The following is a 25,455-nucleotide window of genomic DNA, read 5'->3' as shown; positions in this document are numbered from 1 at the left end:
TGTCAGCCTTACGCTGGCCGTGATAGTAATACCTGCGGCGTGCAGCCAGACTGAGGGGGGCCTGCGCCGGTTTTTCCATCCCTCGGGCGAAAGGAGCGGCAGCATGACTTCAGAAACCCGACCATCCACGATCAATCGGCCCGTGTTTTTCCCGGCGGCCATTTTCACGCTGCTGCTGGTGGGATTCGCGATCCTCGCGCCCAAGTCCGCGCAAAGCCTTTTTGAATCCGTGCAAAGCTGGATCCTGGGCAACGCCAGCTGGTTCTACATCCTGGTCGTGGCCATCATCCTGCTTGCCGTGGTGTTCCTGGCGGTCAGCCGATACGGCGACATCAAGCTGGGCCCGGATCACAGTGAACCGGACTACCGCAATTTCACCTGGTTCGCGATGCTGTTTTCCGCGGGCATGGGCATCGGGCTGATGTTCTTCGGGGTGGCTGAACCGGTGATGCACTTCATGTCGCCGCCGGTCGGCGAGGGCGCAACCGCCATCGCCGCGCGCGAAGCCATGAAGATCACGTTCTTCCATTGGGGCTTGCACGCCTGGGCCATCTACGCGGTGGTGGCGCTGATCCTGGCGTTCTTCAGCTATCGCCACGGACTGCCGCTGACGCTGCGCTCGGCGTTGTATCCGCTGATCGGCAACCGCATCCACGGCCCTATCGGCCACGCCGTCGACATCTTCGCCATCATCGGCACCGTGCTGGGCGTGGCCACGTCGCTGGGGCTGGGCGTGGCCCAGATCAACAGCGGGCTGAACCACCTGTTCGGCATTCCGGTGGGCGTGACCACGCAGATCATCCTGATCGTCATCACTTGCGGCTTGGCCACCATCTCGGTCGCCAGCGGCCTGGACAAAGGCATCCGCATCCTGTCCGAGACCAATCTGGTGCTGGCGGCGGTGCTGCTGCTGTTCGTGCTGATCGTCGGTCCCACCGTGTTCCTGCTCCAGACTTTTGTGCAGAACACGGGCGCGTACCTTTCCGACATCGTCAACAAGACCTTCAACCTCTACGCCTATGAACCCACCGACTGGATTGGCGGCTGGACGCTGTTCTATTGGGGCTGGTGGATTGCGTGGTCGCCGTTCGTGGGCCTTTTCATCGCCCGTATCTCGCGTGGCCGCACCATCCGCGAATTCGTGACCGGCGTCTTGCTGGTGCCGGCCGGCTTCACCCTGTTCTGGATGACGGTGTTTGGCGATACGGCCATCCATATGATTCTGGTCGACAAGGTGCAGGGCTTCGCGGAAGTCGTAGAGGCCGATTCCTCACTGGCCCTGTTCGCCTTCCTGGAACATCTGCCCTGGAGCGGCGTGCTGTCCATCGTCGCCATCGTGATGGTGGCGGTGTTCTTCGTTACGTCGGCCGACTCGGGCGCGCTGGTGGTGGACCTGCTGGCCTCCGGTGGCTCGGACCGCACGCCGGTATGGCAGCGCATCTTCTGGTCGCTGCTGATGGGCGCGGTGGCCATTGCGCTGCTGCTGGCCGACGGCCTGACCGCTTTGCAGACGGCCACGATTGCCAGCGCGTTGCCGTTCTCCGTCATTCTGCTGTTGGCGGTGTGGGGGTTGTTCAAGGCGCTGAAGCTGGACGCCACCAAGCGTGGCATCCGGTACCAGTCGTTGACCTTGTCGCGTCCGGCACGCGGCGGGCAGTCCTGGGAACGCCGCCTGCGCAACATGGTGATGATGCCGCGGCGCGCCCACGTGCAGCGCTTCATCAGCGACGTCGTGCGGCCGGCGCTGGATGACGTGGCCGACGAACTGCGCAAGCAGGGCTATGCCGTCGAGGTCCGGGAGAACGACAGCGACGGCAGCGCCGTCCTGGAGGTGTCCCATGGCGAACACCTGGATTTCTCGTATGCCGTGCAGCCCGAGGCCTTCGTGCGCCCCAGCCTTACGCCGGAAGAGGCCGCCGACGAGGACGAGCGCAAGTACTTCCGCGCGGAAGTCCACCTGCGGGAAGGCGGGCAGGATTACGACATCATGGGTTGGAGCCGGGACGCCGTCATCGGCGACATCCTGGATCAATACGAGCGCCACCGTCACTACCTGCACATGGTTCGGACCTAGCGCACTGCGCGTTGCTCTTTCAAAAACCGCCGGATCCCGGCGGTTTTTTTTCGTCCATAGGGTGCCGCTATGCCGGGGATTGGTTTAGCCGCTTTGACGGATTCGCAGGAATCATGGATTATCCAAGCATATTCTTGGTTAAATAGAGAGCGAATCATGAAGGCGAAATCAGGGGCATGGGCGGCGGGTGTCGTCGTGCTGGCGGTCGTGGCGGGGGGCGCACTGGTCTGGAAGTTCAGCGGGTCGTCGCAGAAAGGGGGATGGACGATGCCGCCGGCCAAGGTGGCGGTAGCGCCCGCGGTACGGGCGGACTTTCCCGTGGCGTTGACCGGCATCGGGTCGCTCGAAGCAACGCGCCAGGTGCAGGTTCCGGCGGAAGTGGACGGCCGCGTTACCCAGATTCTGTTCACGGCGGGGCAGCGCGTGCAGGCCGGCCAAGTGCTGGTGCAGATGAACGACGCGCCCGAACAAGGCGAGTTGGCGCGCCTGCAAGCCCAGGCGCGCAATGCGCGGACCTTGCTGGAACGCACGCGCCGCTTGTTGCCGCAACAGGCGGCCACGCGTGAACAGCTGGACCAGGCGCAGGCCGACTATGACCAGGCCGCCGCCGACATCAAGCGGGTGCAGGCGCTGATCGAGCAAAAGCGCGTCAAGGCGCCGTTCGACGGCGTGCTGGGCGTGCGCCGCGTCAATCTGGGCCAATTCGCCAAGGCCGGCGACGCCCTGGTGTCGCTGACCGACGCGACCACGCTGTACGCCAATATCACGCTGCCCGAGCAGGCGCTGGGCGCCTTGCGCGCTGGCCAGCCCGTCACCGTGACCGTGGACGCCCACGCCGGACGCGAGTTCACCGGACAGGTGACCACGGTGGAACCCCAGGTGGACCCGGGGTCTCGCACCGTGCGGGTGCAGGCCACGCTACCCAATGCCGACGGCGCGCTGGCGGCCGGTATGTTCGCGCATGGCCGCGTCGGCCTGCCCGACCGTCCCGGCGTGATCACCGTGCCGGAGACCGCGGTCAGCTATAGCGCCTATGGCGATTCCGTCTACGTCCTGACGCCGCCTGCGGCGGACCAGCAGGGCGCGGCGCCCACCGTGCGGCAAACCTATGTGAAGACCGCCGAGCGCGTGCGCGGCCGGGTCGTCGTGACCGAAGGCCTGGATGCCGGCGACCAGGTCGTGACGTCCGGCCAACTGCGTCTGCATAACGGCGCGGCGGTCGACGTCATGGCCACCGATACCGTGGCGCTGGACGGCACGCGGCAATCCCTGGCGCAAGCCCGATAATGAGGCGAGGGCAATCATGAGATTCACCGACCTCTTCGTCCGCCGGCCCGTGCTGGCGCTGGTGGTCAGCACGCTGATCCTGTTGCTGGGCATCAAGGCGCTAAGCGGCCTGCCCGTGCGGCAATACCCGCTGACCGAAAGCACCACCATCACCATCACCACCCAGTATCCCGGCGCCTCCCCCGCTCTGATGCAGGGCTTCGTCACGCAACCCATCGCGCAATCGGTGGCCACCGTGGAAGGCATCGATTACCTGTCGTCCTCGTCCACGCAGGGCCGTAGCGTCATCACGGTCCGGATGAAGTTGAACGCCGACTCCAACAAGGCCATGACCGAGGTCATGGCCAAGGTCAACGAGGTCAAGTACCGGCTGCCTCAAGACGTGTATGACCCCGTACTGGTCAAGTCCGCGGGCGAAGCGACGGCCGTGGCCTATGTGGGCTTCTCCAGCAGCACGCTGTCGCTGGCGGCGCTGACGGACTATCTGTCGCGGGTCGTCCAGCCGCAGCTGTCTTCGATCGATGGCGTGGCCAGCGTCGAGCTCTATGGCGGCCAGAAGCTGGCCATGCGAGTTTGGCTGGATCCCAACCGGATGGCCGCGCGCGGCATTTCCGCGGGCGAGCTGTCCCAGGCGCTGCGCGACAACAACGTGCAGGCCGCGCCGGGCCAGGCCAAGGGGCTGTATGTCGTGTCCAACATCCAGGTGAACACCGACCTGGTGAACGTGGCGGAATTCCGAGACCTGATCGTCAAGCGCGACGGCGACGCCGTCGTGCGGTTGGGCGATGTGGCGACGGTGGAACTGGGCGCGGCGTCCACCGATTCCAGCGGCCTGATGGACGGCGAGCCGGCCGTGTACTTCGGCCTGAACGCCACCCCGGTGGGCAACCCGCTGGTCATCGTCAAGCGGCTGAACGAGCTGCTGCCCAACATCAAGCAGAACCTGCCCCCGGGCACCAGCGTGCAGGTGCCGTTCGAGCTGGCCCGCTTCATCAGCGCGTCCATCGACGGCGTGATACACACGCTGCTGGAAGCCGTGGCCATCGTGGTCGTGGTGATCTTCCTGTGCCTGGGCTCGCTGCGCGCCGTGCTGATCCCCGTCGTTACCATCCCGCTGTCCATGCTGGGCGGGGCGGCGATCATGGCGTTGTTCGGTTTCAGCGTGAACCTGCTGACCTTGTTGGCGATGGTGCTGGCCATCGGCCTGGTGGTGGACGACGCCATCGTGGTGGTGGAAAACGTGCACCGCCATATCGAAGAAGGCAAGTCGCCCGTGCGGGCCGCGCTGATCGGCGCGCGCGAAGTGGCGGGGCCGGTGATCGCCATGACGATTACGCTGGCGGCCGTCTATGCGCCGATCGGGCTGATGGGTGGCCTGACGGGTTCGCTCTTCAAGGAATTCGCCTTCACGCTGGCGGGGGCGGTGGTCGTGTCGGGCGTCATCGCGTTGACGCTGTCGCCGGTGATGAGCTCTTTCCTGCTGAACAGCCGGGTGTCGGAAGGCTGGATGGCGCGGCGCGCCGAGCGCTTCTTCGGACGGCTGGGCGACGCCTATGGCCGGCTGCTGGACGTGTCTTTGCATCATCGCTGGGTGACCGGACTGATCGCGGTGGGCGTGCTGGTCAGCCTGCCGTTCCTGTACAACGCGGCGCAGCGCGAATTGGCGCCGGTCGAAGACCAGTCCACCGTGCTGACGGCAATCAAGTCGCCGCAGCAGGCCAACATCGACTATGTGGAGAAGTTCGGCAAAAAGTGGGACGACGTCATGAAGACGCTGCCGGAACAGCGGGGGCGCTGGCTGATCAACGGATCGGACGGCGTGTCCAACAGCATTGGCGGTGTCGATTTCGTGGAGTGGGAGGCGCGCACGCGCTCGGCCGACGAACTCCAGGCCGACATGCAGGCGATGGCCAACCAGGTCGAAGGCAGCAACATCTTTGCCTTCCAGCTGCCGTCGCTGCCGGGGTCCACGGGCGGCTTGCCCGTGCAGATGGTGCTGATGAGCGCCGCCGATTACCCGGTGGTCTACGAGTCCATGCAAAGCCTGAAGAAGGCGGCACGCGAAAGCGGCTTGTTCATGGTGGTCGATAGCGACCTGGACTACAACAATCCGGTGGTGCAGCTGAAGGTGGACCGTGCCAAGGCCAACAGCCTGGGCGTCACCATGAAAGCAATTGGCGACACGTTGGCGGTGTTGGTGGGCGAGAACTACGTGAACCGTTTCGGCATGGACGGCAGGTCCTATGACGTGATCCCGCAAAGCCTGCGCGAACAGCGCATCTCGCCGGCGTCGCTGGCGCAGTTCCACGTCAAGAGCGCCAGCGGCGCGCAGGTGCCGCTGTCCAACCTGGTGACGGTGTCCATGGGGGTGGAGCCCAATTCGCTGACGCAGTTCAATCAGTTGAACGCCGCCACCTTCCAGGCCATCCCGATGCCCGGCGTCACGATGGGCGACGCGGTGCAGTTCCTGACACGGCAGGCACAGCAGTTGCCGGCGGGCTTCAGCTACGACTGGCAGTCGGATGCGCGCCAGTTCAGCCAGGAAGGCTCGGCGCTGATGATCACGTTCATCTTCGCGATCATCGTCATCTACCTGGTGCTGGCCGCGCAGTACGAAAGCCTGCGCGACCCGTTCATCATCCTGGTCAGCGTGCCCATGTCGATTTGCGGCGCGCTGATCCCGTTGGCGCTGGGCATGGCCACCGTGAACATCTACACCCAGATCGGCCTGGTGACGCTGATCGGCCTGATCAGCAAGCACGGCATCTTGATGGTGGAGTTCGCCAACGAGATGCAGGTCAGCCATGGGCTGGACCGGCGCGCCGCGATGGAACAGGCCGCCCGCATCCGCCTGCGCCCGATCCTGATGACGACGGCGGCGATGGTGATGGGGCTGATCCCGCTACTGTTCGCCGCAGGCGCCGGCGCGCACAGCCGTTACAGCCTGGGCCTTGTCATCGTGGTCGGCTTGCTGGTCGGCACGCTGTTCACGCTGTTCGTGCTGCCCACCGTCTACACCGTCTTCGCCCGCGACCACCGTGCGGCTCACGATACGCCGCGCGCGCGCGAACTGGCGGCGGCGCAGGTCGCTGACGCCGGCGCCGGCGCGCACTAAAGGAACCGATCATGAATCCTCATCTTCATTCTCAGCGCCTGCGCCGCGGCATTGCCGTGCTGTTGGCCGCCCTGGCCACTGCCGGGTGCGCGGTCGGGCCCGATTATCAAAAACCGCAGGCCGCGCCCGTGGCCCTGGCCAGCCCCGAGCAGGCGCTGTTTTCCACGGACCGGGTGCAGCAGGACTGGTGGCGGCAATTGCAGGATCCGCAGCTGGACCGCCTGATCGGCCTGGCGCTGTCCCGCAATCACGACATCCGGATCGCCCAGGCCCGGCTGGCCGAATCCCGCGCCGTGTTGGACGAGAAAGAGCTGGACCAGTTGCCCGCGGTCACCCTGGATGGCCGCTACGAGCGCAGCCTGTCCCAGGCCAACGCGGGCGCGGCCGGGCAACGCAATCTGGCCCAAAGCTACCGGGCCGGCTTCGACGCCACCTGGGAGCTGGACCTGTTCGGCCGCCTGCGCCGGACGGCCGAGAGCGCGGCGGCACGCAGCGAAGCTCAGGCGGCTGACCTGGCCCAAGCCCGCATCGTGGTCGCGGCGGAGGTAGCGCGCAATTATTTCGAGCTGCGCGGCGCTGAACAGCGGCTTGCCGTGGCGCGCGCCAATCTGGATAGCCAGCGCGACAGCCTGCGCGTGACCCAGGCGATGGTGTCGGCCGGCCGCGGCGACGAGGGCGACCTGGCCAGCGCGCGGGCCGAACTGGAAACCGTGCAGGCCAGCGTGCCGGTGCAGGAAACGGCAAGACGGCTGGCGCGGTACCGCATCGCGGTGCTGGCCGGGCTGCGGCCCGTGGAGCTGGGTGAACTGGACGCCGGTACGCCCCTGGCGCCATTGACCGCGCGCCTGCCGATCGGGGACGTGGGCGCCTTGCTGTCGCGGCGTCCCGACATCGCCGCGGCCGAACGCAATATGGCCGCCGCCAATGCCGACGTGGGCGTGGCAACCGCCGAACTCTATCCGCGTATCGATCTGGGCGGGTTCCTGGGCTTTGTCGCGTTGCGCGGGGCGGACTTCGGTTCGTCGTCCAGCCGCGCGTTCAGCGTGGCGTCGGGCGTGAACTGGCCGGCGTTCCATTTGCCGACAGCGCTGGCGAGAAAGCGCGGGGCCGTGGCGCGGTCGCAGGGGGAAGTGGCGCGTTACGAACAGACCGTGCTGCGGGCGGTGGAAGAGCTGGAAGCCGCGTTGACCGAATTTGGCCAGACGCAGCAGCGGCTGGGCAATCTGGCGCAGGCCGCCCAGCACAGCAGCCGGGCGGCCGGTCTGGCGCAGTTGCGCTACCGGGAAGGCAGCGCCCCGTATTTGACGGTGCTGGATGCGCAGCGTACGCTTTTGCGCGCCCAGGATGCCGTGGCCGTGGCCGAAACCGAGTCCTACACTCGCCTGATCGCGCTGTACAAGGCGCTGGGCGGCGGTTGGGAGGCGGGGCGCGATGGAACGATAGCCGCCGCCGATGGATCGGCGGTGCCGGATGGGTCCGCGGTGCCAGGTGGGCCCGCCGGCTGACCTTCGCCCCGGTTCGTGGCACCATAGGGAAAAACTGGAGTTCCGTTATCGTCATGTCTGACAGTCTGCCCCAACCCGTTACCTGGATGCCGCATCAGCCGGCGGACCGCGTGCTCATGACCTTGAAGACGCGCGGCCCGCAATCGGTCGCGGTCATCGCAAAGGCCATGGACCTCACGGCGGAAGCGGTGCGCCAGCAGATGACGCGGCTGCATGCGGACGGGCTGGTCGACTCCGAAAGCCATAGCGCCGGGCGCGGCCGGCCCACGCAGATCTGGTACCTGACGGAAGCCGGCCATGGCCGTTTTCCGGATACGCACGCCGAAATGACGGTGCAGATGATCGGGGCGGTGCGCCAGGTGTTCGGCGACGAAGGCGTGGAAAAGCTGATCCAGGTGCGCGAAACCGCCATGCTGAACAGCTACCACCAGGCGATGCTCGGCGCCAAGGACCTGGCCGGGCGGCTGGAACGCCTGGTGCAGGTGCGTGCTTCCGAAGGCTATATGGCCGAGCTGCGCAAGGACGGCTCGGACTATCTCTTCATTGAAAACCACTGCCCCATCTGCTCTGCGGCCAAAGCCTGTATGGGCTTTTGCCGCAGCGAGCTGGAACTGTTCCGCAATGTGCTGGGCGAGGGCGTGAAGGTCGATCGTGAAGAGCACATCCTTGCCGGCGCAAGGCGGTGCGCATACCGCGTCAGCGCCACGGGCTAATACGCGGCGCCCGGGGTGTCCCACCCGCCCAGCGCCTTGTACAGTTCCACCGCGTTGACCAGCCGGCGCTGCTGCAGCCGGATGTAGTCTTGCTCGGATTCGAACAGGCTGCGCTGGGCTTCCAGCATTTCCAGATAACCGGCCACACCGCGGTCATAGCGCCGTTCGGCCAGCCGCTGGCGCTCTCGGTCGGCGTCGCGCACCTTGCGCTGGGCGTCGATCTGCGTGCGCAGGGTGTCGCGCGCGGACAGCGCGTCGGCCACCTCGCGGAAGGCCAGCTGGATGCTGCCTTCATACTGCGCTACCGCGATGTCCTTGCGTGTTTCGGCCAACGACAGGTTGGCGCGGTTGCGGCCGGCATTGAAGACAGGCAGCGTCAAGGTGGGCATGAAGACCCAGTTGCCCGTGCCTGACCCGAACAGATCCGAGAAGCTGCTGGCCGTGGTGCCGATGTCGGTCGTCAACTGAACCGAAGGGAAGAACGCCGCCCGTGCCGCGCCGATATCGGCATTGGCGGCCCGCAACAGGTTCTCGGCCTGGCGCAGATCGGGCCGTAGCGTCAGCAGCGTCGACGGCAAGCCGGCCGCCAGCGGTGTCAGGCTCTGGTTTTCGAGTGACACGGCATCGGTCCCGGCGGGCAAGGAGAAGTCGCCCGCCAACAGGCCCAGGGCGTGAACGGCCTGGCGGTATTCGCGGCTGAGCGCCGCATGGGTCGCGCGGGAAGATTCCACCAGCATCTGCGCGGTGCGCAGCCCGATCGCGGTTTCCAACCCCGCGTCGTAGCGGCGCTGGGTGATTTTCAACGTTGCTTCGCGCAGCGCCAGCGTGCTGTCGGTCAGGCGCAGTTGCTCGGCCAGCGAACGCTGGTTGAACACCGCCGTGGCGGTCTCGGCCACCAGCGACAAGGTGGCGGCGCGATGCGCCTCTTCGGTCGCCAGATAGCGTTCCAAGGCGGCGTCGCTCAAGCTTTTCACGCGGCCGAAAAAGTCCAGTTCAAACGCGGTGATACCGACGGCGGCGCGATAGCGGTTCGCCACCGGCATCGGGTCCTGGCCCGGTTCCACGCTGCGGCCCCGGCTGAACTCGCCACGGCCGTCCACGGCCGGCAACCGGTCGGCCTGCTGCACGCCGTACAGCGCGCGAGCCTCCTGGATACGCAAGGCCGCCACCCGCAGATTGCGGTTGTTCCGCAACGACGCGTCGATCCAGGCCTGCAGTGCGGGGTCGGCGAAATAGGCGCGCCAGTCCTGGGGCATGCCGGCCTGCCCGTCTTCTGCGGGTGTGTCGTAGGCCTGGGGAATGGGCGCGGCGGGGCGTTCATGCACGGGCGCCAGCGAGCAGCCCGCCAGCGCCGCCGCCAATAGGCTCATGGCCATGGCTTTCATGGCGAGGTCTCCACGGTGTCGCGGCCGGTTGGGGCAGCGGGGCGGGCGCGCCCGCCAAACAGGCGGCCCACGATCAGAAAAAACAGCGGCACCAGGAAAATCGCCAGTACCGTCGCGGTGATGATGCCGCCCAGCACGCCGGTGCCGATCGCCGCCTGCGCGCCCGAGGCTGCCCCGGTGGCCAGCGCCAGCGGCAGCACGCCCACGCCGAAGGCCAGCGACGTCATCACGATCGGCCGCAACCGCAGCCGCGCGGCCTCCAGCGTGGCCGAGACCAGCCCCTGGCCGTCGCGCACCAGGTCCTTGGCCACCTCCACGATCAGAATCGCGTTCTTGGCCGACAAGCCGATGGTGGCGATCAGGCCCACCTTGAAGTAGATGTCGTTGGGCATGCCGCGCAAGGTCACGCCCAGCACGGCGCCGATCACGCCTAGCGGCACCACCAGGATCACGGCCAGCGGGATGGTCCAGCTTTCATACAGCGCGGCCAGCGCCAGGAATACGATCAGCACCGACAAGGCGAACAGCGCGGCCGCCTGGTTGCCCGACAGCCGTTCCTCATAAGACTGGCCCGACCAGTCAAAGCCGATGCCGCGCGGCAGTTCGGCGGCCAGCTCCTCCATGGCGCGCATGGCCTCGCCGCTGCTGTGCCCCTTGGCCGCCGACCCGTTGATCGTGAACGCGGGAAAACCGTTGTAGCGGCTGAGCTGCGGCGGGCCCATCGTCCATGCCAACGTGGTGAACGCGGAAAGCGGCACCATCTGGCCTTGGACGTTGCGCACATGCAGGCGCGACACGTCGTCCACGTCGACGCGGCTCTTGCCATCCGCCTGCACCGTCACGCGCCGTACCTGGCCGTTGTGCATGAAGTCGCCGATATAGTCCGACCCGTACATCACCGCCAGCGCCGTATTGATCTCGTCCACGGTCACGCCCATGGCTTGCGCCTTGTCGCGGTCAATGTTCAGCCGCAGCTGCGGCGCCTCTTCCTGGCCCGCGAACACCACTTCGGACAGGGCCGGATGCCTGGCGGCAGCGGTCAGCATCTGCTGGCGCGCCAGGGTCAGGGCCTGATAGCCCAGGCCCGTCCGGTCTTGCAGCCGGAAATCGAAGCCCGAGGTCGAACCCAGGTCTGGCAGGGGCGGGGAATTCAGCGCCAGCACCGTCGCGTTCTTGCGTTCGGCAAAGGCCTCGTTGATGCGTTTCACCACGGCGTCCACGTGCATGCCGGCGTCGCGCCGTTCCTTCCAGTCTTTCAGCGTGACGAAGAACATCGCCGAATTCGGCCCGCTGCCGTACAGGCTGAAACCATTGACCGAATACACGAACGCGACCGGCTCGTGGTCCAGCATGTAGCGTTCCACCTCCTTCACCAGCGCCATCGTGTCGCTTTGCGGCGTGCCCTGCGGCAAGATGACCATGGCCATGAAGCTGCCCTGGTCTTCGTCGGGCAGGAACGAAGCAGGCAGCCGGATGAACAGGAACGCCACGGCGGCGATGACGGCCAGATAGGCCAGCCCGAAGCGCACCGGCCGGGCCAGCACGCCTGCCACGCGGGCCGTGTAGCGGTCGGTCAAGCGGGCGAAGGCGCGGTTGAACCAGCCGAAGAATCCGCGCTTTTCGTGATGGCCCGCCGGCACGGGCTTCAGCAGCGTCGCGCACAGCGCCGGCGTCAGCGACAGGGCCAGGAATGCCGAGAACGCGATCGACACCGCCAGCGTCACCGCGAACTGCCGGTAGATGTTGCCGACCGCGCCGTCGAAGAACGCCATCGGCACGAACACCGACACCAACACGACCGTGATGCCCATGATGGCGCCGCTGATCTGGCCCATGGCGCGCACGGTGGCGTCGTGGGCCGACAGGCCGTCCTCAGTCATGATGCGTTCCACGTTTTCGACCACCACGATGGCATCGTCCACCAGGATGCCGATGGCCAGCACCATGCCGAACATGGTCAGCACGTTGATGGAAAATCCCAGCCACAGCATCACGCCCAGCGTGCCCAGAAGCGCCACCGGCACCACCAGCGTCGGGATGAGCGTGGCGCGGGCGTTCTGCATGAACAGATACATCACGCAGAACACCAGGGCCACGGCCTCCAGCAGCGTCATCAGCACTTTCTGGATCGAGATCTCGACAAAGGACGACGTTTCGTAAGGCAGATCGTAGGTGACGCCGGGCGGGAAGTACTGCGCCAGCTCGTCCATGGTGGCGCGGATGCGGCGCGTGGTTTCCACGGCGTTCGACCCGGGCGCCAGCTTGATGCCCAGTCCGGTGGCGGTCATGCCGTTCACACGCGACAGGTACATGTAGTCGGTGCCGCCCAGCTCCACGCGGGCCACGTCCTTCAGTCGCAACGTGGCGCCGCCGGGTTGCGTGCGCAGCGGAATGTTGGCGAACTGTTCAGGCGTGTGCAGGGATTCCCCCGCCACGATGCTGGCGTTCAGCGGCGCGTCGTTCGGCACGGCCTGGTTGCCCAGCTCGCCGATGGTGACGCGCGCGTTGTGGTCGCGCAGGGCGCGCGTGATATCGCCGGGCGTCAGCGACATGGCGGTCAGCTTGGCGGGATCGGGCCAGATGCGCATCGCCGCTTCCGCGCCGAACGACTGCACCTTGCCCACGCCTTCCACGCGGCGCAGCGCCTGCAACACATTGGAGGCCGCCAGTTCGCCCAGCTGGATGTCGTCCAGGCGCCCGTCAGACTTCAAGGACACGACCAGCTGGATGTTGTCGGCCGCTTTTTCCACGCGAACGCCGTCGCGCCGCACGGATTCGGGCAGGCGCGGCTCTACTGCCTTCAAGCGGTTCTGCACTTCCACGGCGGCGATGTCCGGGTTGGTGCCTTGCTTGAAGGTCAGGTTGATGCTGGCCCAGCCAGTGGAGTCGCTGGTGGACGAGGTATACATCAGGCCCGGCGCGCCGTTCATCTCGCGTTCGATGATGGCGGTGACCGCCTCTTCGACCACCTGGGCGGACGCGCCGGGATAGCTCGCGCCGATGTTGACGACGGGCGGCGCGATGTCCGGGTATTGCGCCACCGGCAGCGCGCGTATCGACAGGATGCCGGTCAGCATGATCAGCAGCGAGATCACCCACGCGAAAACGGGGCGATCGATAAAGAAACGCGCCATGGCTTATCCCTTCTGGCCCTTGGCGGCGGTTTGCGCGCCCGGGGCCGGTTTTTCAATGGGCTTGATCTTCTGGCCCACGGCCAGCTGGGCGGCGTTTTCCACGACGATGCGTTCGCCGCCTGTCAGGCCCTGCGTGATGATCCAGTTCGGCCCTTGCAGCCGATGCGCGGCGACCGGAACGCGGCGTAGCTCGCCCGCCTGGTCCGCCGCCAGCAGGTGCGCGCCTTCGGCGGTGCGCAACAGCGCGTCGCGCGGCACCAGATAGGCGTCGCGGTTGATCGCCTGTTCCAGCCGCACGCGCACGTACATGCCGGGCAGCAAGTCACGGCCGGGGTTGTCGAACAGCGCCCGCATCGTCACGTTGTCGGTGCCAGGGTCCACCGCCAGATCCGCGAACGACAGCGTCCCGCTCTGCGCGTGTTCCGACCCGTCGGGCAGCACCAGCCACACCCGCACCTGGTCCGGCGCGACGCCTTGCAGCGCGCCCGCGCGGATCTGCTTCTGCAGTTGCATCACCTCGGCGGCGGGTTGGGCGAAGTTCACGTAGATGGGGTCGATCTGCTGCACGACCGTCAGCGGCGTGGCCTGGCCTTCGCCCACCAGCGCACCCTCCGTGACCAGCGCGCGCCGGGCGCGGCCGTCGATGGGTGACGTGACGCGGGCATACCCCAGGCGCAACCTGGCGCTTTGCAGGTTGGCGCGCGCCAGGGCGACTTGCGCGCGCGCCTGGCGTTCATCGGCCACGCTTTCGGCATGGTCGCGTTCGCTGATGGCGCGGTCGCCCACCAGGTCCGCATACCGGCGCACTTTGTCGGCGGCGGCCGACAGGTTGGCCTGGGCGCGAGCCAGGTTGGCGGCTTCGGAGTCGTACGCGGCCTGCAAGGGCGCCGGGTCGATCTGGAACAACGCAGTCCCGCGGGCGACGTCCTGGCCTTCCTCGTACAGGCGTTCGGTGACGATGCCGGCCACGCGTGCGCGCACCTCAGCTTCGCGGTAAGGCTCCAGGCGACCCGGCAGGTCGGTGGTGACGGCGGTGGGCGTGGCCCGGGCGACGATGACGCCAATTGCGGCGGGCGCCTTGGCCTGTTCTTCCGGCGCCGGCTTCGAGCAGGCGGTAATAAGAACCAATACGGAAGAAAAAGCGAGCTTTTTGTAGGGGACTCGTTGCTTCATTTTTGATTGTTGTTGTGGTGTGCCCGTGGGAAGGGCAGGGACGGTGCCAGGCCGGGAATGCGCGGGTTTTCCCGGTGGGAGGCGAGTCTATCATTTAATCCGTCACGATTGATTGATTATCTTGTTGGAAAGTATGCTCACGGCTACACACTTCTTAACAGTGTGGGCATGGCGGCTCTCGTCCCGGTGAACCGCCGTTTGTCTTTCCGCGTTTTCCCTCAACCCTTTTCATGGAGATTCCCTGCATGGCCCGCAAGACGAAAGAAGAGTCCCAACGCACCCGCGACCGTATCCTGGATGCGGCAGAACACGTGTTCCTGTCCAAAGGGGTGGCCAGCACCACCATGAGCGACATCGCGGACCACGCGGGGGTATCCCGGGGCGCCGTCTACGGTCACTACAAGAACAAGATCGACGTCTGTATCGCCATGTGCGACCGGGCCTTGGGCGAAGCGGCCTCGTTGACCGAGGTGTCGACCGAGGGCGAGGCCCTGGAATCCCTGTATGTCTCCATGCGTCAGTTCATCCGGATCTACTCGGAAGAGGGCTCGATGCAGCGCGTGCTGGAAATCCTCTACCTGAAGTGCGAACGCAGCGACGAGAATGCGCCGCTGCTGCGCCGCCGCGATCTCTGGGAACGCTACGCGCAGCGCACATCCGAAAAGCTGCTGCGGGCCGCGGTTGAACGCAAGGACCTGCCGCAGGCGCTGGATGTGCGGCTGTCCAATATCTACCTGCATTCGCTGGTGGACGGCGTGTTCGACAGCATTTGCTGGTCCGACCGGCTGAAGGGCGATATCTGGCCCAGCGTCGAACGCATGCTGCGCGCCGGCATCGATACCCTGCGGCTGTCGCCCCACCTGCTGATGCCCCGGCTGGCATAAGGCCACCGGGGCTGATCGCGCCACCCGGCGCGGGCGCATCCTCCTACAATCGCCGCATGACCCTCAAGCAACTTGAAGCCTTCTATTGGGCCGCCACCTGCGCCAGCTTCGCCGTGGCGGCTGATCGCCTGCATCTGTCGGTGTCGTCGTTGTCCAAGCGCATCACCGAGCTTGAGGAAGCGCTGGGCCAGGCGCTGTTCGACCGCAGCGGTCACAAGGCCGCATTGACGGACGCCGGCCAGCGCCTGGTGCCGCAGGCCCGGGAACTCCTGGCGGCCGCGGACCGCGTGCGCGCGTCCATGAACGACACCCCGGGTTTGCGCGGCCGCTGCCGCTTCGGCGTGGGCGAGTTGACCGCGCTGACGTGGCTGCCCCGCCTGATCGCCGGCGTGCGCGCCGCCTATCCCGAGCTGGTGCTGGAACCCTATGTGGACATCGGCCAGGTGCTGGAGCAGCGCGTGGCGGACGGCGAACTGGACTTCGCCGTCATCGCGGGGCGGTCGTCGCGCGCGAACATCGCGTCCACGCCCATCGGCGAGGCGCGCTTCGCCTGGGTGGCGTCGCCGGCCGTGCTCGATGGCGAAACCCGCATGACGACGGCGCTGCTGGCGCGCCTGCCGCTGGTGACCCTGCCGGCGGGCGCGGGCACGACGCGCATCATCGACGACTGGCTGGCCGGACGCGATGCCGGCGGCGTGCGCCTTTGCTGCAACAACTGGGGCGCCATCGCCGGCCTGCTGATCGAAGGAACCGGCGTCGGGCTGCTGCCCAGTCATTGGGCCGACGCCCTGGCGGCCGAAGGCAGCCTGCGCGTCCTGCAGGGCGCGCCCGCATTGGCGGCATTGCCCTACGCGTTTCAGTACCGGCGCGACGATACGCGCGCGCTGGTCGCCCGGCTGCGCGACGCAGTGGCTGCCGCGGTGGACTTCTCGGCGCCTTGCCGGCTGCCCTGAATGGGTTGCGTGGTTGCCTGGGCCGCGTCCGCGAGGCGGCCGTCTTCGATCCCGTTTGGCGGTCCGGCGGCCAGCGCTCTATACAATCGCCGCGCGCCTGGCGCAGAATCCAACAAGATGAATCAAGGGAGAACATCCATGCGTAAAATTTGCGCCGCCATGGCCATGGCGGGAATGCTGGCGGGCGGACTGGCGCACGCCCAGTCCACGTTGCGGATCGGTCTGCAAGACGACCCGGACGTGCTGGATCCGGCGCGCGCGCGCACCTTCGTGGGCCGTATCGTCTTTGCCTCGCTGTGCGACAAGCTCGTCGACATCACGCCCGACCTGAAGATCGTGCCCCAGCTGGCGCAATCCTGGACGATCAGCCCGGACAACAAGTCGCTGACCTTCAAACTGCGCACCGATGCGGTGTTCCATGACGGCACGCCGGTCAATGCCGCCGCCGTCAAAGCCAACCTGGACCGCGCCCGCACGCTGCCCGACAGCAACCGCAAGAGCGAATTGGCCACCGTCGCCAGCGTCGATGCGCCCGATGCCAGCACCGTCGTGCTGAACCTGTCGGAGCCGGACGCCTCGCTGCTGTCGCAACTGTCCGACCGCGCCGGCATGATGATGTCGCCCGCCTCGTTCGATAAGGATCCTGGCGGTAAACCCGTGTGCTCGGGGCCGTACCAGTTCAAGGAGCGCGTGCAGAACGACCGCATCGTGCTCGAGAAATTTCCCAAATACTGGGATGCCGCCAACTACCACTTCGACCGCCTGGTCTTCACGCCGATTCCGGACAACACGGTGCGCCTGAACAACCTGCGCGCGGGCGACCTGGACATCATCGAGCGCGTGGCGCCCAGCGATGCCAAGGCGGTGAAAGACGATAGCAACCTGCGCCTGGCACCCGTAACCGGCCTGGGCTTCCAGTCTATTTCGATCAACCTGGGCAATGGCGCACGTGCCAATAACCCGTTGGCGAAAGACAAGCGCGTGCGTCAGGCGCTTGACCTCGCGATCGATCGCGACGTGCTGAACCAGGTCATCGGCGAAGGCATGTTCCAGCCCGCCTACCAGCCGTTCCCGCCCGCCAGCTTCGCCTACAACACCGCCTTCGAACACAAGGGCCGTGACCCGAAGAAGGCGCAGGCGCTCTTGAAGGAAGCCGGTTTCGACCGCGTGAAATTCGAGATCACCTTCGGCAACAACACCACCATGCAACAGGTCTTCGAACTGGTGCAGGCGATGGGCGCCGAAGCGGGCTTCGACATCACCTTGCGTCCGGTGGAGTTCGCGTCGCTGCAATCGTCGCTGGCGCGCGGCGACTTCGAAGTGGGCCAGAGCGGCTGGTCCGGGCGCGTCGATCCCAGCGGCAACATCCACCAGTACCTCAGCTGCAAGGGCAACCTGAACGACGGCAAGTTCTGCGACGCGGGCGTGGACAAGTTGCTGAACGACGCGCGCGCCGAAGCCGACACGGCCAAGCGCCGCGCGCTGTACGACCAGGTGCTGACCAGCATGCAGGACCAGCGCCCCATCGTTTACCTGTTCTACCTGCCGTGGACCTTCGGCGTGCAAAAGAAGGTTGAAGGCTTTGTACCTTACCCCGACGGCCTCATCCGCCTGAAGGGCGTGACCGTCGCCAAGAAGTAAGCCGGGCGGCCAACGACGGGATCCGGAATCGGGTCCCGTTTTTCTTACTTGCGGGCGGCGTGCGCCGCCGCTACAGGAAGCATCATGTTTACGACTCGCCCGGAAATCCTTGGCACCTTCGGTGTCGTGACCTCTACCCATTGGCTGGCCAGCGCGACCGGCATGTCGCTGCTGGAACGCGGCGGCAACGCATTCGACGCCTGCGCGGCGTCGGCCTTCGTGCTGCAAGTGGTTGAGCCGCACCTGGTCGGCCCCGCCGGCGAAGTGCCGGCCATTTTCTATTCCGCGCGCACGGGCAAGCTGGAAGTGCTGTGCGGGCAGGGCACGACGCCGGCCGCGGCCACGCTTGAGCGCTACCGCGCCGAAGGGCTGAAGCTGATCCCGGGTAACGGCCTGTTGGCCACCGTGATCCCCGGCGCATTCGACGCCTGGATGCTGCTGCTGCGCGACCACGGCACGATGCGCGTGCGCGATGTGCTGGAACCGGCCATCTATTACGCCCAGCACGGCCACGCGCTGATGCCGCGGATCTCCAACACCATTGCGGGCCTGAAGGACTTCTTCGAAACGCATTGGCCGACGACCGCACAGGTCTACGTGCCCGGCGGCAAGGTACCCGAAGCGCGCAAGCTGTTTCGTAATCCGGCCCTGGCGCGCACCTGGACGCGTGTGCTGAAAGAGGCGGAAAGCGTGGGCGCTGATCGCGAACGCCAGATCGAGGCGGCGCGGGACGCCTTCTACCGGGGCTTCATCGCCGAGGAAATCGACCGCTTTGCCCGCAACACCGACGTCATGGACGAAAGCGGCACGACCCACCGCGGCGTCATCACGGCGGACGACCTGGCCGGCTGGTCGGCCAGTTACGACAAGCCGCTGACGTACGACTATCACGGCTATACGGTCGCCAAGGCCGGCGCGTGGAGCCAGGGCCCGGTCTTCCTGCAGACGCTGGCGCTGCTGAAAGGCATGGACCTGACTGGCGTGGGCCCGAACAGCGTGGAATTCATCCACCGCGTCACCGAGGCGATGAAGCTGGCTTTCGCCGACCGCGAAGCCTATTACGGCGACCCGGCTTTCATCGACGTGCCGCTGGCGCACCTGCTGTCGGACGCCTACAACGACGAGCGCCGCGCGTTGATCGGCGAGACGGCCTCGCACGACCTCTTGCCGGGCCAGGTGCCTGGCTTCGAGGCCCAGGTGGCGCGCGTGATGGACACGCTGGAACGCCTGTCCCCGGTGTCCGCGCATGGCAGCGCCACCAACGAGCCCACGCTGGCCGACATGCGCGCCTCGGCCAAGCGCGGCGACACGACGCATGTGGACGTCATCGACCGCTGGGGCAACATGATCTCGGCCACGCCCTCCGGCGGCTGGTTCCAGTCTTCACCCGTCATCCCGGAACTGGGTTTCGGCCTGAACACCCGCGCCCAGATGTTCTGGCTGGAAGAGGGGCTGCCCGGCACGCTGGCGCCCGGCAAGCGCCCGCGCACCACGTTGACGCCCTCGCTGGCGCTGCGCGACGGCAAGCCCTATCTGGCGTTCGGCACGCCGGGCGGCGACCAACAGGAGCAGTGGCAACTGCTGTTCTTCCTGCGTCACGTGCATCACGGGCTGAATTTGCAGGAAGCCATCGACCTGCCGATGTCCCACACCATGCATTTCCCCACGTCCTTTTACCCGCGCGACCGCAAGCCTGGTCATCTGGCGGTCGAAGCCAGCTTCGGTCCCGAGGTCATTGAGGGGCTGCGCCAGCGCGGGCACCAGATCGAGGAAGTGCCTGAATGGTCGGTGGGCCGCTTGACCGCCGCCTCGCGCGATGACGACGGGCTGCTGCACGCGGCCGCCACGCCGCGGCTGATGCAGGCCTACGCCATCGGCCGCTAGGCGTGCTGACGGGTGAGTCGCCCGGCCGCCTTGCGGCGATTTGCCGGCATGGGCTATCTTTCTCCCATGACGTCATCCCAGCAGCGCCCGGCAACCGGGGCGCAATCCCTGACGGGACAAGAACCGCTTTTCATCGTCCTCAACACCGGCTCGGGGCGTGGCGACGCGCAAGTCCTGCAGGACACCATCCGCGGCATCCTCGACGAGGCGGGCAGGCGCTACACGCTGATGCCCGTCGATGATCCCTCCCGGCTGACCGAAACGGCGCAGGCCGCCGTCAAGCGCGCGCAAGACGAGCAGGGCGTCGTCATCGCCGCAGGGGGGGATGGCACGCTCAACGCCGTGGCCAGCACGGTGCTGGGCCGGGGCGTGCCCTTCGGCATCCTGCCCCAGGGCACCTTCAATTACTTCGGGCGCAGCTACGGCATCTCCCAGGACACCGAGGTCGCGTTGCGCGGTTTCCTGCAAGGTCATCTACAGCCCGTGCAAGTCGGACACCTGAACGGCAGGCTGTTCCTGGTGAACGCCAGCCTGGGCCTGTACCCCACGCTGCTGGAAGACCGCGAGGCCTATAAGCAGCGCTTCGGCCGCAGCCGCCTTGTGGCGCTGTGGTCGGGCATCGTCACGTTGCTGCGCGCGCCGCGCCAGCTCAGGCTGCAACTGGAATACGAAGGCCGAGTGCGCGATCTGCGCTCGCCCACGCTGGTGGTCGGCAACAACAAGCTGCAACTCGAACACATCGGCATCGAATCCCAGGAGCTGGACCGCGGCCGCCTGATGGCGATGGCGGCGCGTCCGGTCGGCACGCTGGCGCTATATGGCTTGCTGGTGCGCGGGCTGTTCAGCCGGTTGGGCGATGCCGAACACGTGATCAGCTTCGCCTTCGACCGGCTGACGGTGCATATCCGGGGGCGCAGTCGCGTCAAGGTGGCGATGGACGGCGAAATATCCTGGATGAGCACGCCGCTGGAATTCAAGGTGGCCGATGAAAAGCTGCCGCTGGTGGTGCCGGCGGACTCGGCGTACCTGGACCGCTCATGACGCGCATCCTGCAATTATCCGACACGCATTTCGGCACCGAGCGCAAGCCGGTCGTTGAAGCGGCCCTGGACCTGGCCCGTTCGCTGAACCCGGATCTGGTCGTGCTGAGCGGAGACATCACTCAGCGCGCGCGGCGCGGCCAGTTCGCCGCCGCCCGCAAATTCATCGAGCGCCTGTCCTTGCCCGTGCTCACGGTGCCGGGCAACCACGACATCCCGCTGTTCAACCTGTTCGCGCGCGCGCTCAATCCGTACGGCAACTACAAGCGTGCGCTGGGCGCGGTGCTGGAGCCGGTGTTCGAAAACCCGGGGCTGCTGGCCATCGGTGTGAACACCACGCGACCGCGCCGCCGCAAGGATGGCGAAATCTCCGATACGCAGATCGCCCGCGTGGCGCAGCGCCTGCGCCAGGCCCGTCCCGGCCAGTTGCGGGTGGTCGTGGCGCATCACCCCGTGCGGGCCAAGGTGGAATCCGACCTGTCCAATCTGCTCATCGGCCGAGAACGCGCGCTGGCCGCCTGGGCCCAGGCGGGGGTGGACCTGATCCTGGGCGGGCACATTCACCTTCCCTATGTGCTGCCCTTGACCGCAGCCGGCCAGCCGGCAGGCTGGATCGTGCAGGCGGGCACTGCCTGCTCGCACCGCGTCCGGGGTAGCGTGCCCAACTCCGTGAACGTGATCACGCGCGAAGGCGAAGGCGAAAGCGGCACGCAGGCCTGCCATGTCGAGCGTTGGGACTACGCGGCGGGCACGCATGCGTTCGCGCCGGTCGACAGGACGCTGGTGACGCTGTCATGACCGATGCGTATGCCGCATGGGCAGCCTCGCATGCCCTGGAATTGTTTATCGCGCTGCCGCTGCTTGCGGGCGCGGGGGCGTTCTTTGCCGCGCGCGCCTACGTCAACTGCCCGGCACGGCGCCGCAACGCGGTCTACGCGTCGGGGCTGGCCGTCTTGCTCTTGTTGTTCCTGGGCCTGGCGATGGCAGTGCGCCACCAGGGCGGCATCGTCTCGTTCGACGGCGCGCTGGCCGGCGCCTTGAGCATGACGATGGACACGTCGCTGCTGTGGCTGCTGTCCTGGTTCACCTATCTGGGCGACCGCGACCTCCTCACGGTGCTAAGCGTGCTGATGACGCTTTATCTGCTTTGGACGGGCTGGTGGCGGCTGGCGGCATTCTGCGCCATCGCCACCGGCGTGGGCGGGGCGATCAACACGCTGCTCAAGCACACCTTTGAACGCGTGCGGCCAGAGCACGACCACGGCTACGCCATGGTGGCCGGGTGGAGTTTCCCCAGCGGCCATGCCTCGGCCGCGATGGTGGTGTATGGCACGGCCTGCTATCTGGTGTGGCGGCTGGCGCCACCCGCCTGGCGGTGGCCCTGCGTGGCCCTTTTCGCCGCGCTGATCATGGCGATCGGACTCAGCCGCATCCTGTTGCAGGTCCACTTCGCTAGCGATGTCGTGGCGGGTTTCACGTTCGGGCTGGCCTGGCTGTCGGTTTGCGTCGCAGTGGCCGAACGCTACTGCACGTCACGCCGGGCAGTGCAGGACGCGCAGTAGGCGTGTGCTGAAGTCTTCCGCCGCCAGCCCGGGCAAGCTGGTGTAGCGGCCCCCCGCGCTTGCGATCGCCAGCCCCAGGCGGCGCGCCCGTTCACCGGGAGGAGGGGCCAGGTCGATGATCTGCTTGCCGGCGACGGGCGCCGTGACTTCGCCGTCGCTGAAACGCTCCAGCGTGCGGTCGATCTCGCGCTCGCGCGGCAGGGCCAGCACGATGGTGTCCGATTCCGCCAGGGCTTCGCGGGCCGAGGTGGCCAGCGTGGCCGAACCGCGGAAGTCCTCGCAGCGTTCGGGATCAATGTCGTAGACGGTCAACGCGATGTCCGGTTCGGCCTCGAGCAGCCGCCGCGCGGCCAGCGTTCCGGTGCCGCCCATCCCCAAGATGCTGATGCGCTGGCTCATGGCTTCGGCACGGACCACGTGCTCACGATGTGGGCGAGCGGCTCGTCCGAGCCTTCGCCGGTCAGGATGACTTCGCCGGCCGATAAACGGCCCACCTTCAGCAGGCGGGCGTCGGCATAAATCGCGCCCGGGGGGCTTTTGCGCAGGAAGTTGATGGTCAGGCTGGCCGTGACGGCGTGCGCCTGGCCGGTGGCGCCCACCACGGCGGCATACATGGCCAGGTCGGCCAAGCCCATCAGCATGGGCCCCGCCACGATACCGCCCAGGCGTTGGTGGGCCTCGCGGGCGGGCAGTACCGCGCGCGCCGTGCCGCGGCCGATGCGCAGGATGTCGATGCCCAGCAGCAACGAGAAGGGATGCTGATCGGCCAGCAAAATGTGAAAGTCGGCCAGGCTGATCAGCGGGACGTCGGTGTCGGCGGCCAGGACGGTTGCGGTCATCGTTGCTCCAGGGCGAGGCAGTAGTTGTCCAGCAGCACGTCGGCATGCTGGCCCAGGGATTTCAGGCGATGGGTGTGCAGCAGCAGCAATAACCCCATCAGGTAGGTGAAGAGATTCATCTGCTCGACGGCCACGGCGGCAGCGTCCCAGCCTTTCGTGCGGCCCAGGGCAACGCCCAGCAGGTCCACGCACTGCCGCAGGCGCGCGTTGAGCTGTTCGTCCATTTCCCGGCCCAGGCCGCGCGGCCCCAGCCCCTGGAACAAATACATGCCCAGCGAAAAGTCCGTCTGCCGCTCGGCGTAATAGCCGAAGAAGGCGCGGATGGCGCGGCGCGCGGCGGCCGGTGCGTCGCCGGTGGTGGCTGCGCTGGCCAAATGCGCATGCAAGCGCTGCAGCGATTCGTCCAGCAGCGCGCCGTAGATGGTTTCCTTGCCGGCAAACCAGGGGTAGATCGCGCCCGTGGTGCAGCCCGCCTCCTTGGCAATCGCCCGGATCGTCGTTTTCTCCAGCCCGTCCCGTTCGAACACCCGCTGGGCAGCGTCCAGGATCAACTGGCGGCGCAGCGCGTGAAGGCGTTCATTGCGGTCGGCACGGGCGGTGGGCGAGGGCATGGGGCAGGCGTGGTGACGGGATCAGGTCGATAATATCGACGATTTTTATTAATAACAATGTTATTTGTGGGGCACGCCGTCACTGACAGGCAAGGCTCCGGACATCCCGGTCGGAACCGCCGTTAAGATGGAAAGCGCCTCGCTGGCGGCCAGAAAGGCGATTGAAAGGGACCTGTAAAGAGGCCCCAGTTAATTGGGGGCAGGGCTGAAAGTCGCATGGATACGGGCTTGCCTGTTTAACCGAGGGTAATCCCTAGCACCTTTGGCGCCATGTTCGCGTGATGTTGCAAGATCCCAACAGGGGTGTCGCAAACCAGCACTTTTCTGATGCCGACCATAGCCAGTCCCCCCGATTTTTGATGCAATAGCGTCAACTTCCCTTCGCGGAGTTAGGGGGGCGGCAGGCTGGTTTGCTGGATTGCTGCTCTTGTCACTCAAATCAACGGAGATTTCTTAAATGAAAAAGACTCTGCTCGCTGCCGCCCTGCTCGCCGGTTTCGCCGGTGTCGCCCAGGCAGAAACGTCTGTCACCCTGTACGGCATCATCGACACGGGCCTCGGCTACAACAAGATCAGCGGTGCTGCGAACGATGCCCTGAACGGCAGCCGTTTCGGCATGATCAACGGCGTCCAGAACGGTTCGCGCTGGGGTCTGCGTGGCTCGGAAGACCTGGGTGACGGCCTGCGCGCTGTTTTCCAACTGGAATCGGGTTTCAACTCCGGTAACGGCAACTCCGCTCAAGGCGGCCGCCTGTTCGGTCGTCAAGCCACCGTCGGTCTGGCCAGCGACAGCTGGGGCCAACTGGACTTCGGTCGCCAAACCAACATCGCGTCGAAGTACTTCGGCTCGATCGATCCGTTCGGCGCTGGCTTCGGTCAAGCTAACATCGGCGTGGCTCTGAGCGCCGCCAACACGAACCGCTACGACAACATGGTCATGTATCAGACCCCGTCGTTCAGCGGCTTCCAGTTCGGCGTCGGCTACTCGTTCAACGTGAACGACACCAACTCGTCGCAAACCGGCTTCAAGACCGCCGACAACACCCGCGCCATCACGACCGGTCTGCGCTATGTCAACGGCCCGCTGAATGCAGCCCTGACGTACGACCAACTGAACGGCTCGAACAAGCTGCCGGGCGCATCGAGCGATGCTACCCCGCGTCAGTACGCCATCGGCGGTTCGTACGACTTTGAAGTCGTCAAGCTGGCTCTGGCCTACGCTCGCACGACCGACGGCTGGTTCGCTGGTCAAGGCGTCGACACCAACCTGGGCAGCATCAACTTCGGCGCCAACGCCTTTGCTGATGGCTTCAAGGCCAACTCGTACATGGTCGGCCTGTCCGCCCCGATCGGCGGCGCAAGCAGCCTGTTCGGTTCGTGGCAAATGGTTGACCCCAGCAACACCAAGCTGACCGGCGGCGACGAGTCGACCCAAGTCTACTCGCTGGGCTACACCTACGACCTGTCGAAGCGCACCAACCTGTACGCCTACGGTTCGTACGCCAAGAACTACGCCTTCATCGACGACCTGAAGTCGACCGCTGTCGGCGTCGGTATCCGCCACCGCTTCTAATCCAACGCAGGGCGCAAGCCCTGTCTGGATTCAAAGCGCAAGCGAACGAACGGGCTTCGGCCCGTTCGTATAAAGCCACCTC

Annotated in this window: 19 protein-coding genes; 13 read left to right on the top strand and 6 right to left on the bottom strand. The window is 66.4% G+C overall.

Translation table 11 applies throughout. The annotated features are described in order from the left end of the window. Window positions 1-103 precede the first annotated feature (103 nt). The 5 genes from CQ050_RS02130 to CQ050_RS02110 all read left to right on the top strand — a co-directional run bounded on the left by CQ050_RS02130 (window position 104) and on the right by CQ050_RS02110 (window position 8,694). Window positions 104-2,074, top strand: coding sequence for a choline BCCT transporter BetT (locus CQ050_RS02130; RefSeq protein WP_105555178.1), 1,971 nt, complete (start codon window positions 104-106; stop codon window positions 2,072-2,074). Between the two features lie 156 nt (window positions 2,075-2,230). Further along, a complete protein-coding gene (locus CQ050_RS02125; protein ID WP_105555177.1) occupies window positions 2,231-3,361 on the top strand; it encodes an efflux RND transporter periplasmic adaptor subunit in 1,131 nt (376 codons plus the stop codon). A 16-nt stretch (window positions 3,362-3,377) separates the two neighbouring features. Then, window positions 3,378-6,476, top strand: coding sequence for a MexW/MexI family multidrug efflux RND transporter permease subunit (locus CQ050_RS02120; RefSeq protein ID WP_105555176.1), 3,099 nt, complete (start codon window positions 3,378-3,380; stop codon window positions 6,474-6,476). Between the two features lie 11 nt (window positions 6,477-6,487). Continuing rightward, complete coding sequence (locus CQ050_RS02115; protein ID WP_233213772.1) at window positions 6,488-7,981, top strand: efflux transporter outer membrane subunit; 1,494 nt, start codon at window positions 6,488-6,490, stop codon at window positions 7,979-7,981. A 53-nt stretch (window positions 7,982-8,034) separates the two neighbouring features. Next, window positions 8,035-8,694, top strand: a complete 660-nt coding sequence (locus CQ050_RS02110; RefSeq protein ID WP_105555175.1) for a metalloregulator ArsR/SmtB family transcription factor — start codon at window positions 8,035-8,037, stop codon at window positions 8,692-8,694. Here CQ050_RS02110 and oprZ read toward each other — a convergent pair. The 3 genes from oprZ to CQ050_RS02095 are packed head-to-tail and all read right to left on the bottom strand — an operon-like array spanning window position 8,691 to window position 14,386. After that, a complete protein-coding gene (oprZ, locus tag CQ050_RS02105) occupies window positions 8,691-10,079 on the bottom strand; it encodes a multidrug efflux RND transporter outer membrane subunit OprZ (protein ID WP_105555174.1) in 1,389 nt (462 codons plus the stop codon). The genes CQ050_RS02110 and oprZ overlap by 4 nt on opposite strands. Continuing rightward, complete coding sequence (locus CQ050_RS02100) at window positions 10,076-13,213, bottom strand: multidrug efflux RND transporter permease subunit (RefSeq protein ID WP_105555173.1); 3,138 nt, start codon at window positions 13,211-13,213, stop codon at window positions 10,076-10,078. The genes oprZ and CQ050_RS02100 overlap by 4 nt, the downstream gene beginning before the upstream one ends. 3 nt (window positions 13,214-13,216) lie before the next feature. Beyond that, window positions 13,217-14,386: a MexX/AxyX family multidrug efflux RND transporter periplasmic adaptor subunit gene (locus CQ050_RS02095; protein WP_105555172.1), complete on the bottom strand. Its 1,170-nt coding sequence runs from the start codon at window positions 14,384-14,386 to the stop codon at window positions 13,217-13,219. A 245-nt stretch (window positions 14,387-14,631) separates the two neighbouring features. Here CQ050_RS02095 and axyZ point away from each other — a divergent pair, with 245 nt between their 5' ends. The 7 genes from axyZ to CQ050_RS02060 all read left to right on the top strand — a co-directional run bounded on the left by axyZ (window position 14,632) and on the right by CQ050_RS02060 (window position 22,350). Next, window positions 14,632-15,270, top strand: a complete 639-nt coding sequence (gene axyZ, locus CQ050_RS02090; protein WP_105555171.1) for a multidrug efflux transcriptional repressor AxyZ — start codon at window positions 14,632-14,634, stop codon at window positions 15,268-15,270. A gap of 56 nt (window positions 15,271-15,326) precedes the next feature. After that, entirely contained in the window at window positions 15,327-16,223 is an 897-nt protein-coding gene (locus CQ050_RS02085) for a LysR family transcriptional regulator (protein WP_105555170.1), read from the top strand. A gap of 138 nt (window positions 16,224-16,361) precedes the next feature. Beyond that, window positions 16,362-17,864, top strand: a complete 1,503-nt coding sequence (locus CQ050_RS02080) for an ABC transporter substrate-binding protein (RefSeq protein ID WP_105555169.1) — start codon at window positions 16,362-16,364, stop codon at window positions 17,862-17,864. Between the two features lie 84 nt (window positions 17,865-17,948). Beyond that, window positions 17,949-19,748, top strand: a complete 1,800-nt coding sequence (locus CQ050_RS02075) for a gamma-glutamyltransferase family protein (RefSeq protein ID WP_105555168.1) — start codon at window positions 17,949-17,951, stop codon at window positions 19,746-19,748. A 66-nt stretch (window positions 19,749-19,814) separates the two neighbouring features. Then, window positions 19,815-20,789, top strand: a complete 975-nt coding sequence (locus CQ050_RS02070) for a diacylglycerol kinase family protein (RefSeq protein ID WP_105555561.1) — start codon at window positions 19,815-19,817, stop codon at window positions 20,787-20,789. Next, window positions 20,786-21,586 (top strand): metallophosphoesterase, encoded by an 801-nt coding sequence (locus tag CQ050_RS02065; protein ID WP_105555167.1) that lies wholly within the window; start codon window positions 20,786-20,788, stop codon window positions 21,584-21,586. The genes CQ050_RS02070 and CQ050_RS02065 overlap by 4 nt, the downstream gene beginning before the upstream one ends. Next, a complete protein-coding gene (locus CQ050_RS02060) occupies window positions 21,583-22,350 on the top strand; it encodes a phosphatase PAP2 family protein (RefSeq protein ID WP_105555166.1) in 768 nt (255 codons plus the stop codon). Before CQ050_RS02065 ends, CQ050_RS02060 begins: the two co-directional genes overlap by 4 nt. Here CQ050_RS02060 and CQ050_RS02055 read toward each other — a convergent pair. The 3 genes from CQ050_RS02055 to CQ050_RS02045 are packed head-to-tail and all read right to left on the bottom strand — an operon-like array spanning window position 22,321 to window position 23,800. Then, the gene (locus CQ050_RS02055) at window positions 22,321-22,749 is read right to left on the bottom strand and encodes an NAD(P)-binding domain-containing protein (protein ID WP_105555165.1); all 429 of its coding nucleotides are present in this window, start codon (window positions 22,747-22,749) and stop codon (window positions 22,321-22,323) included. The genes CQ050_RS02060 and CQ050_RS02055 overlap by 30 nt on opposite strands. Beyond that, window positions 22,746-23,189, bottom strand: coding sequence for a PaaI family thioesterase (locus CQ050_RS02050; protein WP_105555164.1), 444 nt, complete (start codon window positions 23,187-23,189; stop codon window positions 22,746-22,748). The genes CQ050_RS02055 and CQ050_RS02050 overlap by 4 nt, the downstream gene beginning before the upstream one ends. Beyond that, the gene (locus CQ050_RS02045) at window positions 23,186-23,800 is read right to left on the bottom strand and encodes a TetR/AcrR family transcriptional regulator (RefSeq protein ID WP_105555163.1); all 615 of its coding nucleotides are present in this window, start codon (window positions 23,798-23,800) and stop codon (window positions 23,186-23,188) included. The genes CQ050_RS02050 and CQ050_RS02045 overlap by 4 nt, the downstream gene beginning before the upstream one ends. Window positions 23,801-24,257: 457 nt before the next feature. Between CQ050_RS02045 and CQ050_RS02040 the strand changes: the two genes are divergently transcribed. Beyond that, window positions 24,258-25,373, top strand: a complete 1,116-nt coding sequence (locus tag CQ050_RS02040) for a porin (RefSeq protein WP_105555162.1) — start codon at window positions 24,258-24,260, stop codon at window positions 25,371-25,373. Window positions 25,374-25,455: the final 82 nt, after the last annotated feature.

The organism is Achromobacter sp. MYb9 (assembly GCF_002975275.1).
Taxonomy (GTDB): Bacteria; Pseudomonadota; Gammaproteobacteria; order Burkholderiales; family Burkholderiaceae_B; genus Achromobacter.
The sequence above is the reverse complement of the archived record's forward strand: the minus strand, read 5'-3'. Positions and strand labels throughout refer to the sequence as shown.

Excerpts from the sequence above, each read along its gene's own strand:
- CQ050_RS02130 (WP_105555178.1), top strand. The coding sequence starts at position 104 with ATGACTTCAGAAACCCGACCATCCACGATCAATCGGCCCGTGTTTTTC.
- CQ050_RS02125 (WP_105555177.1), top strand. The coding sequence starts at position 2,231 with ATGAAGGCGAAATCAGGGGCATGGGCGGCGGGTGTCGTCGTGCTGGCG.
- CQ050_RS02120 (WP_105555176.1), top strand. The coding sequence starts at position 3,378 with ATGAGATTCACCGACCTCTTCGTCCGCCGGCCCGTGCTGGCGCTGGTG.
- CQ050_RS02115 (WP_233213772.1), top strand. The coding sequence starts at position 6,488 with ATGAATCCTCATCTTCATTCTCAGCGCCTGCGCCGCGGCATTGCCGTG.
- CQ050_RS02110 (WP_105555175.1), top strand. The coding sequence starts at position 8,035 with ATGTCTGACAGTCTGCCCCAACCCGTTACCTGGATGCCGCATCAGCCG.
- oprZ (WP_105555174.1), bottom strand. The coding sequence starts at position 10,079 with ATGAAAGCCATGGCCATGAGCCTATTGGCGGCGGCGCTGGCGGGCTGC.
- CQ050_RS02100 (WP_105555173.1), bottom strand. The coding sequence starts at position 13,213 with ATGGCGCGTTTCTTTATCGATCGCCCCGTTTTCGCGTGGGTGATCTCG.
- CQ050_RS02095 (WP_105555172.1), bottom strand. The coding sequence starts at position 14,386 with ATGAAGCAACGAGTCCCCTACAAAAAGCTCGCTTTTTCTTCCGTATTG.
- axyZ (WP_105555171.1), top strand. The coding sequence starts at position 14,632 with ATGGCCCGCAAGACGAAAGAAGAGTCCCAACGCACCCGCGACCGTATC.
- CQ050_RS02085 (WP_105555170.1), top strand. The coding sequence starts at position 15,327 with ATGACCCTCAAGCAACTTGAAGCCTTCTATTGGGCCGCCACCTGCGCC.
- CQ050_RS02080 (WP_105555169.1), top strand. The coding sequence starts at position 16,362 with ATGCGTAAAATTTGCGCCGCCATGGCCATGGCGGGAATGCTGGCGGGC.
- CQ050_RS02075 (WP_105555168.1), top strand. The coding sequence starts at position 17,949 with ATGTTTACGACTCGCCCGGAAATCCTTGGCACCTTCGGTGTCGTGACC.
- CQ050_RS02070 (WP_105555561.1), top strand. The coding sequence starts at position 19,815 with ATGACGTCATCCCAGCAGCGCCCGGCAACCGGGGCGCAATCCCTGACG.
- CQ050_RS02065 (WP_105555167.1), top strand. The coding sequence starts at position 20,786 with ATGACGCGCATCCTGCAATTATCCGACACGCATTTCGGCACCGAGCGC.
- CQ050_RS02060 (WP_105555166.1), top strand. The coding sequence starts at position 21,583 with ATGACCGATGCGTATGCCGCATGGGCAGCCTCGCATGCCCTGGAATTG.
- CQ050_RS02055 (WP_105555165.1), bottom strand. The coding sequence starts at position 22,749 with ATGAGCCAGCGCATCAGCATCTTGGGGATGGGCGGCACCGGAACGCTG.
- CQ050_RS02050 (WP_105555164.1), bottom strand. The coding sequence starts at position 23,189 with ATGACCGCAACCGTCCTGGCCGCCGACACCGACGTCCCGCTGATCAGC.
- CQ050_RS02045 (WP_105555163.1), bottom strand. The coding sequence starts at position 23,800 with ATGCCCTCGCCCACCGCCCGTGCCGACCGCAATGAACGCCTTCACGCG.
- CQ050_RS02040 (WP_105555162.1), top strand. The coding sequence starts at position 24,258 with ATGAAAAAGACTCTGCTCGCTGCCGCCCTGCTCGCCGGTTTCGCCGGT.